A 12,933-nucleotide genomic window follows, 5' to 3' on the forward strand; every position below is an offset into this window, starting at 1 on the left:
CAAGCCCGGCTTCGCGATAAGCAAATGCGTGGGGTTCCGAGGGAGGCGAGATTATTGAAGAAGCTGGCACTGCCGCCATTGGCCCGGGCCGATGGCATGACGACGCATGATTATGTCTTCCTGCGCCTCAGGCAGGCCATCATGGTGGGGGCTTTCCGGCCGGGGACCTCGCTGACCATACGCGGCCTTGCCGCCGCGCTCGAAAGCAGCTCGACGCCGGTGCGCGAGGCGCTCAGGCAGCTCACCTCGATCGGTGCCCTCAAGCTGCTCGAAAACCGGCGGATCCAGGTGCCCGTCGTCACGCCCGAACTCTTCGAGGAGCTGATCTCGCTGCGAGTGGTGCTGGAACAGCATGCGGCGAAACGCGCCGTGGCGCATATCACCGAGCACCAGATCGATCAGCTGGTCGAGATGGACCTTGCCATCGACCAGGCCATCGCCGAACAGGACAAGGTCGGCGCCCTGCTCGCCAACCAGCAGTTCCATCGCGGCATCTATAGCATCAGCCCCGATCGCATCGTGCTGCCGATGATCGAGAGCGTCTGGCTGCAGCTCGGCCCGGTCCAGGGCGTCGCCATGGAACATGTGGCCGAACTCTATGTGGTCGACCGCCACCAGGAAATCATCCAGGCACTGCGGCAGCGCAACGAAGAGGAGCTGGCGGCGGCCATCGGCGCTGATATCCGCGAAGGTATCGGCGGCTTCAACGCCGCGGCGATCGCTTCCCTGCTGGACGCCGCGGCGGCCTGAACGGCGCGGCTGGCGACGCGCTAGCTCGGATCGGAATGATGCCTGTGCTTGTTCTCATACATCAGGAGATCGGCTCGCCTGGCGACGGATTCGAGCTTTTCTCCGTCCTGGCTGGTGGCAGCGCCCATCGAGACGCTCAGGGCCATCTGTGAATAATATTGATTGTTGATCTCGACGAGGCGCTCGATGTTTTCCATCATGGCCGTCGCGCCGCGCTCGTCGACATAGGGAAGGACGACGGCGAACTCGTCGCCGCCGATGCGGGCCGCATGACCCGGCTTTTTGACGGCCTCGTTCAAGATCTCGCCAACACGCCGCAACAAGGCGTCACCGGTCGCATGGCCCCACTGGTCGTTGACGGTCTTGAGCCGATCGAGATCGATGGCGATGATCGACACCGGAGAATGCCGGTTGCGCTCCAGCCGGTTCAGCTCATCGACATAGAAGGCGCGGTTGAACAATTTCGTCAAAACATCATGCTTGCCGAGATATTCGAGATAGGCTTCCGCCTTCTTGCGTGCGGTGATGTCGGTCAGCGCGACCTGCACCTGGGACCAGTCCGCCTCATACCCCGGCAGGATGGACAATTGCAGCAGAAGATAGCGTTCGGTGCCATCGAGCGCGTGATTGAGCACCTCCCGGCGCTGAAAGAAAACACCGTTCCACAAATCGATCAACTGTTCGCGGAAATGACCTTCCATATCGGATTGGAACACTCGCGGGAGATTTTGCAGCAATGTCGGCTTGTCGGCGGCGAGGAAGAGAGCCAGCGTCTCCTTGTTGACGTCGAGAACACGGATCTCGCTCATGCATTGGCGCACGAATTCGGGATGGACATCCGTGAAAACCCGAAAATCGACGATGCCGCGCCCCCGCAGATCGTCCATCAATTGCTTGATGCGGCTGAAGTCCTCGACCCAGAGCGAAACCGGTGAGTGCTCGAAGAGGGCTGAAGCATATTGCTGCTGTTTCACCGTCTGACGGCGGGCATCCTCGAGGGGAGTCACGTCCTCGATGGCCAGGAGCACACGGTCCCAGAGCTGCTCATGTCCGGGCAGGATGATGCCGCGCAGCTGAATATCGAGACGCTTGCCGCCCAAGGTGTAATTGACCGTGTTGCTGCGGAATTCCGTCGCGCCGTCCCAGAGCTGCTTCAACTCATCGATATGCGCCTCGAGCATGTCGTCACGCAGCACTTTGCCGAGATTGGCGACGAGATGGTCGACACTGTCGGCTTCATAAAGAGAGAGGGTCTTGCGGTTGACCTTGAGCACACGAATGAGGCTCGAACAATGCGCGAGCCTGGCGGGGTCGGCCAAAAGAAAGGCTCGCAGATCCGTCACCCCGTCGGCGCGCCATGCCTCGAACTGCTCACGCAGGGCCGTGTAATCCTCCAGCCAGAGCGACATTGGCGCCAGATCGAAAATATTGTCGCTGTCGTCTGGAACCATCTCACTACTCTTCGCTAAAACTCTTGATAGAAATCCTGCCGTGCGGTCCGCGGCCCGGCACTCGGCCCCACCGCCCCGAGGTTTCGGACACGTTTCGAATCAAGACCTTGCACAGCCGGCTGGACTTCCAAAGCTTGCAAGATCGCGTATGCCGCAGCAAGGCAAGACTGCTGGTCTTTCCTACGACGGACGTTTAGTCAACGGGCGCGCAAGAGTGCGGCGACACGGCGATAATCGTCCGGGGAAAGCGCGCCAAATATATATCCCAAAGCCACCCGTTCCTCACGTCCAGAAGCCCTGGTGAGGCACCGCCGCCTCGTCTTCCAGCGCGGGGCCGACCACGTCGATCCGCCGCTGTCCCCGTGCGAACACCTCGCGGCAGGGCAGAGAGAAGGTAGGATTTTCGGGATGTGCGCGGGTGAGTTCGAGCAAGCGATGCTCGGAGAGGGCATAGACCACCCGCCCAATGCCCGTCCAATAGACGGCGCCCGCGCACATGCAGCAGGGTTCGGCGCTGGTGTAGAGTGTCGAGGCGGCGAGTTCCTCGGGCGTTCTGGCCTTGGCCGCCGCAGCGACGGCCACCAGCTCAGCATGCTGGGTCGGATCGCCCTCCGGCGGCACCGAATTGTTGCAGGCGGAGGAAACGACGTTGCCGTCCCGGTCGACCACCAGCGCGGCGAAGGGATGGCGCCCGCGCCGCCTGGACTGCTCCGACAGCGCGATCGACTGCCGCAAGAAAGCCAGATCCAGTGCGGACAGGCCGTCCGCTTGCGTGTCGTCGCTGGCGCTCACGAAACTCTCCCCTTCATCGTCCGGCCGAGGTCACGATATAGCATTGCCGGTCCGAGGAAAGGCGGTGGCCGTGACTCGGATCGCAACAAGCCGCCGTTTGCAGACAAATGGCCGGGCCTCCCCCACTTCATTCGCGCGATACCGAGAGGCACAGGCGCACCACCGTGAGGCCACCCTCCTCGGCGAATTCCAGCGCCCCGCCATGGGCACGCGCCACCTCGTCGGCAATCGCCAGCCCGAGCCCAGAGCCGGCGGAGCGCTCGCCCTTCTGGAAAGGGGCGACCAGTTTGCCGCCCTCCACCTGATAGAAGCCCCCGCCATCGTCCCGCACCTCGATCCAGGCCCTGTCACCGGCCTGGCCAACCGCCACGACGAGGCGGCTCTTCGCGCCATGAACGAGGGCATTGTCGATCAGATTGGCCAATGCCTCGCGCACGCTGATGGCATCGCCCTCGATTTGCGGGGCCGGCGATGCCGGCTCGAAGGCGATGTCGACCTCACGCGCAAGAGTGAGGGGCACTGACTTGGCCAGCGTAGCCTTGGCGACCTCGTTGAGATCGAGCGACGAGGTCTGCGCCATGTCCGCCCGATGCGTGACCATGGCATGGTCGAGCAGCTGCTGGGTCAGGCGCGCCAGTTCCGTGGTCCGCTCGCGCACGCGCGCCAGGTGTTCGGCCCGCCGCCTGGTGCCCTGCGGCCCCGAAAGCAGCTCGACCTGAGCATCGAGCGCGGCAAGCGGCGTGCGAATCTGGTGGGCAGCATCGGCGATGAAGCGCTGCATCAGCGCCATCCGCTCGGACAACCGGCGCATGAAATCATCGATCGCCTGCACGAGATTGCGGATCTCCACGGGGCGTCCGGCCTCGATCGGGCGCAAATCGTCCGGCCGTCTTCCCACGATCTCCTGCTCGATCAGGGCCAGCGGCTTCAGGCCGAAACGTACGGCGAGCCCGACGGCCAGCAGCGCCAGCACGCTCATCGCGGCAATGACGGCAAAGGCCTTGAAAGTCAGGTCGCGCGCCAGGGCGGTGCGGGCATTCACCGTCTGGGCAACGATGATGGTGGCCCACTGCCCGGCGTCCTTGTCGTCGATCCGGCGCGCAATGGTGGCGATCCGCACCGGATGGTTCTGGTAATGCCCATCCTCCAGGACGATGCCGCTGCGCATCGCCGCCGGCGTGGCCGACGATGTCAGGTCTTCGTAACCCGCCACGATCACGCCGCGCGGATCGACGACCTTGTAATAGACCAGGTCATAGGCCGAGAGCGTCGAGAAAGCCGCCACCGGCGGATCGAGCGCGACGACGCCGCCCTGCACATAGACGTTCTCGGCGACCTGGATGGTGGCGCCACTGAGCAGCCGGTCATAGGCCTGCTGGGCCGCGATCAAGGCATATTGCCAGGCGGCCAGGCCCAATACGACCGCCCCCGCCGACAGTACCGCCGAGAGCACGGCGATGATGCGGATGCGCAGCGACAGGCGGAGATCACCGCGTTGCAAGCCGGTAGCCCAATCCACGCAGGGTCTGGATCTCGACGGGCGATCCCGTCAGCTTGCGCCTCAGGCGGGCGACGAACTGCTCCACCGCGTTGGGACTCGGATCCTGATCGAAATTGAAGAGCTGCTCGACCAGTTCCTCCTTCGGTACGATCCGCTCGGGCCGGATCGCCAGGATTTCCAGGACTGTCAGCTCGCGCCGGGTGAGATTGAGCGGCCGGTCCTCGATGCTGGCAACCCGGCCGGCGCGATCGATGGCGAGCGGGCCCACGCGCAGCACATTGTCGGACAGGCCGGCGCTCCGGCGCAGGAGCGCGCGGGCCCGGGCCTCGAATTCACGGAAATCGAAGGGTTTGGTCAGATAGTCATCGGCGCCGAGATCCAGCGTATCGACCCGCGCATCGACAGCCGAGCGGGCCGTGATGACCAGCACCGGCACCCCGGCGCGCCGCGCCCGCAATTTCCGCAGGAGTTCGAGGCCGTCCTGGCCCGGAAGACTGAGATCCAGCACCACCAGGTCATAGGCCTGGACCTCGAGCAATTCGGAAGCCGTGGATCCGTTGTCCTCCCAATCGACGGCGTGTCCCATCGCCTCCAGCCGCGCCACCACGGCCTCGGCGATATCGGCTGTGTCTTCGACGACCAAAACGCGCAAGGCGGCTCCGCAACGACAGAATGAGGCGCCGAGAGTCAGGCCCTCAAGAGTCAGTTCCAAGTCAGCTTCGAGTGCTAGGCCTATCGCAAGCGCCGAGAGTGCGCAAGGAAACCATCCAAGGGAGAAAAGTGTGCCCAGCTCCTCGCCCCAGGGCGTCATGACCCCGCTTTTGTCGGTCAAGGACGTAACGCTGCAATACAAGACGCCGGACGCCCTCGTTACCGCCACCAGGCGCGTATCCTTCGACGTCTACCCTTCCGATCGCTTCGTGCTGCTGGGCCCTTCCGGCTGCGGCAAATCCACCATCCTCAAGGCGATCGGCGGCTATCTGACGCCCGTGGAAGGCAGCATCAGCCTGAAGGGGACCGGCGTCACCGAACCCGGCCCGGACAGGATGATGGTGTTCCAGGAATTCGACCAGCTCCTGCCCTGGAAGACCGTGCGCGAAAATGTCGTCTTTGCCCTGACGTCCAGCCGGCGGGTGCCGGCTTCCGAGGCGGCCGAGCGCGCCCGTTCCTATATCGACAAGGTCGGCCTGACGAAATTCATCGACTCCTATCCGCACATGCTTTCCGGCGGCATGAAACAGCGCGTGGCGATTGCCCGCGGCATGGCTATGGAACCGGACGTGCTGCTGATGGACGAACCCTTTGCCGCCCTCGATGCCCTCACGCGCCGCAAGATGCAGGACGAATTGCTGCGGCTATGGGACGACACGCGTTTTACCGTGCTTTTCGTGACCCATTCGATCGAGGAAGCCATTCGCATCGGCACCCGCATCCTGCTGCTCTCCCCCCACCCCGGGGAGGTCAAGGCCGAGCTCAACAGCGTGCCGCCCGAGGAGATGGGCACCGGTACGCAGGCCGCGCTCGAAACCCGCATCAACGACATGCTCTTTGCCGCGCATTGAGCCGGGGACCCCAGACATGACCGATCTTCTCTCCTTCCGTCCCGAGATCATCCGGGAAGTCCATTCGGGCAACGCCCCCGTCGTCGCGAAGTCCCTCGGCATCGCCGAACGACTCTATCGGCTTGGTTTCGTGCGCAAGGGACTGATCCTCGCCGTGCTGGCACTGGTATGGGAGGCCTATGGGCGCTGGCTCGGCAATCCCCTGCTGTTTCCCACCTTCGGCGAAACGGTGCAGGCCTTCGCCGCCAACATCGCCAATGGCATCATCCCCGAGCGCATGCTGGTATCACTGCAGACGCTCGTCATCGGCTATGCCATCGGCATCGGGCTCGCCGCCTTGCTGACCACGCTGGCGATCGGCTCGCGCATCGGGGCGGACCTTCTGGAGACCCTCACCTCCATGTTCAATCCCCTGCCGGCGATCGCCCTGTTGCCGCTCGCCTTGATCTGGTTCGGCCTCGGTACGGGCAGCATCATCTTCGTGCTCGTCCATTCCGTGCTCTGGGCCATCGCCCTCAATACCCATGCGGGGTTCCGGTCCGTATCCAACACGCTGCGTATGGTCGGCCTCAATTATGGCCTGCGCAATCTGCGGCTGGTGCGTCTCATCCTGATCCCCGCTGCCTTCCCCGCCATCCTGACCGGGCTCAAGGTCGGCTGGGCCTTCGCCTGGCGCACCCTGATCGCCGCCGAACTGGTCTTCGGCGTCTCCTCCGGCTCCGGCGGGCTGGGCTGGTTCATCTACGAAAACCGCAACCAGCTCGAAACGGCCAATGTCTTCGCCGGCCTGTTCACCGTGATCCTGATCGGTCTGTTCGTCGAGAACGTCATCTTCGCCGCCATCGAGCGCAGGACGATCCGGCGCTGGGGCATGCAACACTGAACCACCACCATCCGACAAAGCCGGAACGGCTCATCCAACAGGGAGGATTCTTCATGACATTCAAACATTGGCTCAGGACGGCCCTGGCCGTGGCGATGCTCGCGCCGGCGCTGGCGGTGGGCAGCGCCCGGGCCGAAGTGAACGAAGTACGCATCTCCAAGGGTTTCGGCATCCTCTATCTGCCGCTGATCGTCATGCAGGACCAGCAATTGCTCGAAAAGCGCGCCAAGGCGGCCGGCCTCGGCGACGTCAAGGTCACCTGGCTGATGCTGGACGGCGGCAACGTCATCAATGACGCGATGATGGCGGGTACGCTCGACTTCGCCGGCACCGGCGCGCCCGGCTTCGTAACCCTGTGGGCGAAGGCCAAGGGCATTCCGAATGTCGAGGTGGTCGGCGTCTCCGGCATGAGCTCGACCTCGCTCTGGCTCAACACCAACAAGCCGGAGATCAAGAAGCTGGAGGATTTCACCTCGGCGGACAAGATCGCCCTGCCCGGCATCAAGACCTCGCTATCGGCCGTGGTTCTGCAGATGATCGCCGCCAAGGAGTTCGGCCCCGAGAACTACGCCAAGCTCGATCCGGCCACCGTCAGCCTGCCGCATCCGGAGGCGGTCACCGCCCTCATCGGCGGCAAGACGGAGATCCGGGCCCATTTCACCTCGCCGCCCTTCCAATATATCGAAGCCAAGGCGCCCGGCATTCACCGCGTGCTCAGTTCGGTCGACTATCTCGGCAACATCACGCTCGACGTCACCTTCGCGCCGAAGAAATTCGTCGACGCCAATCCCAAGATGACCCAGGCCTTCATCGATGCGATGGACGATGCCAACCAGCTGATCGCCAAGGACAAAAAGCTAGCGGCGGAGATCTTCACCAGGAGCTCGAAGGTCAAGGTCGACGTAGCCGAGGTCCAGCAGATGCTCGAGGACCCGGATGCGCGCTTTTCCACCACGCCGCAGGGCGTGATGCAGTTCGCCGACTTCATGCACCGCGCCGGCACCATCAAGGTCAAGCCTTCCAAGTGGAGCGACATGTTCGTGCCGCAGCTTTCCGACCGCCCCGGCAGCTGACGGGGCCGGCGGCCGCCCGGCCTCACCTTGGCCCGCCGCTTTTGTGAATGTTCGACAGGAACGAGCCCGGCTTAAGAGCCGGGTCCGTCATTCATGTTTCGAATGCCGGCCATGGGGACATTTAATTTCCAAATCGCCAAACGGAAAGCTACGCATGGCCTCGGGGGAGGCCGACCATGCGCAGACCTTTGTCGAGACGAAATGTCCTGATCATCACAGCGGGAGGTTCTTTCATGGCCCCAGCATCGCAAAAGGCCGCGGCGAATGCCGCCGCGCCATCCCCTCTCATCGCTGAGGCCGCATGCGGCGACCTGCCTGCCGTGAAGGCCGCCCTGGCTGCCGGCGCCTCGCTGGAGGAGCGGGACGGCAGTCGCCGCACCGCGTTGCTGGCAGCCGTCCAGGGCAATCATGTCGCGGTCGCGCGCCATCTCATCGAGGCCGGCGCCGACGTCAACGCCAAGGATGCCATCGAGGACAGCCCCTATCTGCTGGCCGGAGCGCGCGGCTATCTCGAAATCCTGCAATCGACGCTTTCGCATGGCGCCGATCTCAAGAGCACCAATCGCTATGGCGGCACCGCCCTCATTCCCGCCAGCGAACGGGGGCATGTCGAGACGGTGCACACCCTGATCGAAGCCGGCGTGAACGTCGATCACGTCAACCGGCTCGGCTGGACCGCCTTGCTGGAAGCCATCATCCTCGGCGATGGCGGGCCGCGCCATGTCGCGATCGTCCGGCTCCTGATCGAGGCAGGCGCCAAGGTCGATCTCGCCGACAAGGATGGCGTGACGCCGCTTCAGCATGCCCGGCAGCGCCACTATCGCGAGATCGCCGGCCTGCTCGAAGCCGCTGGTGCCCATTGACCGGGACCGAGACCGGCCGATCATGTCCCGGATGCCGCCGCAATCGCCGGCCCGCCTGCCTGCATCATCCTCATCCCTGGTTCTGCTGTCCCTGGTGGTGCTGATCGGGCTCAACCTGCGTCCCTTCCTGACCGGTCCCGGTCCCCTGCTTCCCGGCATCCAGGCCGATACGGGCCTCGGCTATGGCGGCATCGCGATGCTGACGCTGCTGCCCATGCTCCTGATGGGGCTCGGCGCCTTCCTGGTGCCCGGGCTGCAGGCCAGGATCGGCACCAGACGGGGCATGCTGTGGGCGCTCATCCTTCTGCTTCTGGGATCGCTGCTCCGGCTCTGGTCTCCGGACGGGCTCTCCCTGATTCTGACGGCGGCCCTATGCGGTGCGGGTGTCGCCTTCATCCAGGCCGCCTTTCCAGGCCTCATCAAGCAGGGTTTCCCGCACAAGGTCGCCGCCGCGACCGGCCTCTACTCGGCCATGATCATGGGCGGCGGTGCCGCGGGTGCCCAGCTGACGCCGATCCTCGCCCATGGCGGCCAGGACTGGCGGACGGCCCTCGCCTGGCTTGCCCTGCCCGTGGCAATAGCCTTGCTGCTGGCTTGGCGCGTGCTCGCCGATGGCAGGACCACCCGCCCCGACAGGGGTTTGGTATCGCGCCTGCTCCGTCGTCCGCGCAGCTGGCAATTGATGGCCTGTTTCGGCCTGGTGAACGGCGGCTATTCCTCCATGGTCGCCTGGCTTGCCCCCTATATGCAGGGGCGCGGCTGGGGCGTGGCGCAAAGCGGCAGCCTGGTAGCCATCATGGCCGCGGCGCAGGCGGTGGCCGCCCTGATCCTGCCGATCCTGGCCGCGCGCAGCGGTGATCGCCGCCCGTGGCTCTTTCTCACCCTCGCCATGCAGGCAGCCGGTTTCGGCGGCCTTGCCTTTTTGCCAGGCACCCAGCCTTGGCTGTGGATCATGCTGGGCGGCGCGGGCCTCGGCGGTTGTTTTTCGCTTTGCCTGATAACGGCGCTCGACCATCTGCCGCGCCCCGAGGACGCTGGCGCCCTCGCGGCCCTGATGCAGGGCGGCGGCTTCCTCCTCGCCGGCCTCGCTCCCCTGGCGGTGGCCCTTCTGCAGGGCTGGAGCGGCAGCTTCGCCGAGGGCTGGGTAATGCATCTGGCCTGGGTGGCGGCCGCCGCGCTCATCGCCACGCGTTTCGATCCGGCAGGCTACGCTGCCGCCATGGGAGCGGATGAAAAACCCGCCATTGCCGCCGGCCATCCGTTGAGGTCGACGGGCGGCTGACGCCGCTCGGCTACCGGATGGGAGGGCGCAAGCGTCTCTTCGCCGGCGCGGCCTACACCTTGCCCCTCACGTGCCGAGCCGCTCGGCGTGCCAGGCAAGGTGATCGTCCATGAAGGTGGAAATGAAATTGTAGGAGTGGTCGTAGCCCTCCTGCATGCGGAGGGTCAGCTCAATGCCGGCCTTGCGGCAGGCTTCCTCCAGCAGCCAGGGACGCAGCCCCTCCTGCAGGAAACTGTCCGCCGTGCCCTGGTCGACCAGGAAGGCGTCGAAACGGTGGCCGTCGGCGATCAGGGCCGTGGCGTCATAGGGGCGCCAAGCCGATTCGTCGGCGCCGAGATATTTTTCCAATGCCGGCCTGGACCAGCCTGCGGTGCTCGGTTGCACGATCGGCGCGAAAGCCGAGCAGCTCCTGTAGCGCTGCGGATTCTTCAGGGCGATGGTAAGCGCGCCATGGCCCCCCATGGAATGGCCGAAGATCGACTGACGCGCCATGTCGGCCGGAAAACGTTCGCCGATCAGAGCCGGCAATTCCTGGGTGAGATAGGAATACATGCGGTAGTTGCGGGCAAAGGGCTCTTGCGTGGCGTCGAGATAGAAGCCGGCGCCGGAGCCGAACTGCCAATTGTCCTTCTCGTCCGGCACGCCTTCCCCACGCGGGCTGGTGTCGGGGCACACCACGATCAGGCCGAGCTCGGCGGCGAGGCGGCGATATTCGCCCTTGTCCATCACATTCTGATGCGTGCAGGTCAGACCCGACAGATACCACAGCACGGGGCACACACGCTCCGCGGCCTGGGGCGGAACGAAGACCGCGAAGGTCATCTCGCAATCGCAGCTCGACGAGGCATGGGAATAGACGCCCTGGGTCCCGCCATGCGATCGAGAGGTGGAGATGGTTTTCATCAGCAAGGCCTTTCGCTCAAAATCGAGCCGACCATAGCCATCTCCGTCCGCGCGCGTCGAGTTTCGGGCCGGTCGCAGCCCCCGCGCAAAATGCCGCAGCAATGTCGGGCTCGGAGGGCAAGTGACCTCCTGGAAACCGGGACCGCCAGTGCAAATGGCTCTCGCTCACGCGCAACCCGCACGCAGCACGACCGGCCCTGGCGCCGCTGCATCCGCAACCAGGCAAACCGGCTTTGCGTTTACGCAAGATCGGATCGCGACATCATGCAGCTTGAGAGTGGCGATCGGCGGGCGGATTCCCTCGAATCCGCCCGCCGCAATCTCACGCGGCGGCCTTGGCGATGGCGTCGATCACCTCGTCCACGGCGGTCTCGACATTCATCGGGTCGTCGGCTTCGGCCATGACGCGGATCACCGGCTCGGTGCCGGAGGGACGGATGACGAGGCGCCCGCCATCGCCGAGCTGCTTGCGCGCGCCCTCGATCACAGCGGCGACCTTGGGATCGTCCAGGACCTTGCGGCGCCGAATCCGCACATTCTTGAGGATCTGCGGCAGCGGATCGAAGCGGTGGCAGACCTCGCTGACCGGGCGATCGGCCTTCTTGAGCACGGCCAGCACCTGCAGGGCGGCGACCAGGCCGTCCCCGGTGGTGGCGAAGTCGGACAGGATGATGTGGCCCGACTGCTCGCCGCCGACATTGTAGCCCTGCGCCCGCATGCGTTCGAGCACGTAGCGGTCGCCCACCGCCGTGCGCTCGAGCTGCAGGCCGAGGCCGCCGAGATAGCGCTCCAGGCCGAGATTGGACATCACCGTGGCGACGATGCCGGGCTGGGTGAGCTTGCCCTCTTCCTTCCAGTCCGAGGCGACCACCGCCATCAGCTGGTCGCCGTCGATGACCCTGCCCTTCTCGTCGACCATGAGGACGCGGTCGGCGTCGCCGTCGAGGGCGATGCCGATATCGCCACGCAGGTCCCGCACCTTCTGGGCGAGTGCCCTCGGCGCGGTCGAGCCGACATCGCGGTTGATGTTGAAACCGTCCGGCTCGACACCGATGGTGATCACGTCGGCACCGAGCTCCCACAATGCTTCGGGGGCGACCTTGTAGGCGGCGCCATTGGCGCAGTCGACCACCACCCTGAGGCCATCGAGGCGCAATCCGCGCGGCAGGGTGCGCTTGGCGAATTCGATGTAGCGGGCATGCACGTCGTCGATGCGGCGGGCCCGGCCGAGATCGCGCGAGCCGGCCAGCCGCGACGACAGGTTGGTGTCGATCAGGGCCTCGATGGCACGCTCGGTCTCGTCGGAGAGCTTGAAGCCGTCGGGGCCGAACAGCTTGATGCCGTTGTCTTCGTAAGGATTGTGCGAGGCCGAGATCATCACACCGATGTCGCAGCGCAGCGAATTGGTGAGCATCGCCACGGCGGGGGTGGGCATCGGCCCCAGCAGCATCACGTCGACGCCGACGGCGGTGAAGCCCGCCACCAGGGCATTCTCGATCATATAGCCCGACAGGCGGGTATCCTTGCCGATCACCACGCGATGGCGGTGCTCGCCGCGCTGGAAGGCGAGGCCGGCCGCCATGCCGACCTTCATCGCCAGTTCCGGCGTAATGACACTATTGGCCAGGCCACGGATGCCATCCGTGCCGAAATATTTGCGGCTCATGTGATAACCCTGAGATTTCGAGGCATGGCTGCAGCATCTTTCTGCAGAGCCTCAGTTATTGTTTCCGCGTTACTGATCCAGAAGCATCGGGCCGGTCGAACCGCCCTTTTGAAGGGCAATTCCGGCCCCATGCCGCGATGTCATGAACAAAGCACTGTCATCGCGGGGAATCGCTCTGCTCCGGCTCTGTGTTTCCGCGCAGCCTTG

12 protein-coding genes are annotated in these 12,933 nt (G+C 64.8%); 6 read left to right on the forward strand and 6 right to left on the reverse strand.

Annotated features, from left to right (window positions below; genetic code table 11):
- Window positions 1-54: 54 nt before the first annotated feature.
- Complete coding sequence (locus C5L14_RS13430; RefSeq protein ID WP_105862522.1) at window positions 55-750, forward strand: GntR family transcriptional regulator; 696 nt, start codon at window positions 55-57, stop codon at window positions 748-750.
- 20 nt (window positions 751-770) lie between these two features.
- On the opposite strand, the gene C5L14_RS13435 is transcribed toward C5L14_RS13430, so the two are convergent.
- From C5L14_RS13435 to C5L14_RS13450, 4 genes are all read right to left on the reverse strand, one after another.
- On the reverse strand, window positions 771-2,201 hold the full coding sequence (locus C5L14_RS13435) for a sensor domain-containing diguanylate cyclase (protein WP_105862523.1): 1,431 nt from the start codon (window positions 2,199-2,201) through the stop codon (window positions 771-773).
- A gap of 282 nt (window positions 2,202-2,483) precedes the next feature.
- A complete protein-coding gene (locus C5L14_RS13440; protein WP_105862524.1) occupies window positions 2,484-2,993 on the reverse strand; it encodes a nucleoside deaminase in 510 nt (169 codons plus the stop codon).
- 127 nt (window positions 2,994-3,120) lie between these two features.
- Entirely contained in the window at window positions 3,121-4,494 is a 1,374-nt protein-coding gene (locus C5L14_RS13445; protein WP_105862525.1) for a sensor histidine kinase, read from the reverse strand.
- The gene (locus C5L14_RS13450; RefSeq protein WP_105862526.1) at window positions 4,481-5,146 is read right to left on the reverse strand and encodes a response regulator transcription factor; all 666 of its coding nucleotides are present in this window, start codon (window positions 5,144-5,146) and stop codon (window positions 4,481-4,483) included. The genes C5L14_RS13445 and C5L14_RS13450 overlap by 14 nt, the downstream gene beginning before the upstream one ends.
- A 157-nt stretch (window positions 5,147-5,303) precedes the next feature.
- Here C5L14_RS13450 and C5L14_RS13455 point away from each other — a divergent pair, with 157 nt between their 5' ends.
- The 5 genes from C5L14_RS13455 (at window position 5,304) to C5L14_RS13475 (ending at window position 10,157) form a co-directional block, all read left to right on the forward strand.
- Window positions 5,304-6,056: an ABC transporter ATP-binding protein gene (locus tag C5L14_RS13455; protein ID WP_105862527.1), complete on the forward strand. Its 753-nt coding sequence runs from the start codon at window positions 5,304-5,306 to the stop codon at window positions 6,054-6,056.
- Between the two features lie 16 nt (window positions 6,057-6,072).
- Window positions 6,073-6,939, forward strand: a complete 867-nt coding sequence (locus tag C5L14_RS13460) for an ABC transporter permease (protein WP_105862528.1) — start codon at window positions 6,073-6,075, stop codon at window positions 6,937-6,939.
- A gap of 95 nt (window positions 6,940-7,034) precedes the next feature.
- Window positions 7,035-8,012 carry an ABC transporter substrate-binding protein gene (locus tag C5L14_RS13465; RefSeq protein ID WP_245443385.1) on the forward strand — a complete coding sequence of 326 codons (978 nt, stop codon included), beginning with the start codon at window positions 7,035-7,037 and terminating at the stop codon, window positions 8,010-8,012.
- A 233-nt stretch (window positions 8,013-8,245) separates the two neighbouring features.
- Window positions 8,246-8,875: an ankyrin repeat domain-containing protein gene (locus tag C5L14_RS13470; protein WP_210203236.1), complete on the forward strand. Its 630-nt coding sequence runs from the start codon at window positions 8,246-8,248 to the stop codon at window positions 8,873-8,875.
- 22 nt (window positions 8,876-8,897) lie between these two features.
- Complete coding sequence (locus tag C5L14_RS13475; RefSeq protein WP_105862531.1) at window positions 8,898-10,157, forward strand: cyanate transporter; 1,260 nt, start codon at window positions 8,898-8,900, stop codon at window positions 10,155-10,157.
- 66 nt (window positions 10,158-10,223) lie between these two features.
- Here C5L14_RS13475 and fghA read toward each other — a convergent pair whose 3' ends face one another.
- Both fghA and glmM read right to left on the reverse strand, forming a co-directional pair.
- The gene (gene fghA / locus C5L14_RS13480; RefSeq protein ID WP_105862532.1) at window positions 10,224-11,060 is read right to left on the reverse strand and encodes an S-formylglutathione hydrolase; all 837 of its coding nucleotides are present in this window, start codon (window positions 11,058-11,060) and stop codon (window positions 10,224-10,226) included.
- A gap of 322 nt (window positions 11,061-11,382) precedes the next feature.
- Complete coding sequence (gene glmM / locus C5L14_RS13485; RefSeq protein ID WP_105862533.1) at window positions 11,383-12,726, reverse strand: phosphoglucosamine mutase; 1,344 nt, start codon at window positions 12,724-12,726, stop codon at window positions 11,383-11,385.
- Window positions 12,727-12,933 lie beyond the last annotated feature (207 nt).

Source organism: Labrys okinawensis, assembly GCF_002982075.1.
Taxonomy (GTDB): domain Bacteria; phylum Pseudomonadota; class Alphaproteobacteria; order Rhizobiales; family Labraceae; genus Labrys; species Labrys okinawensis_A.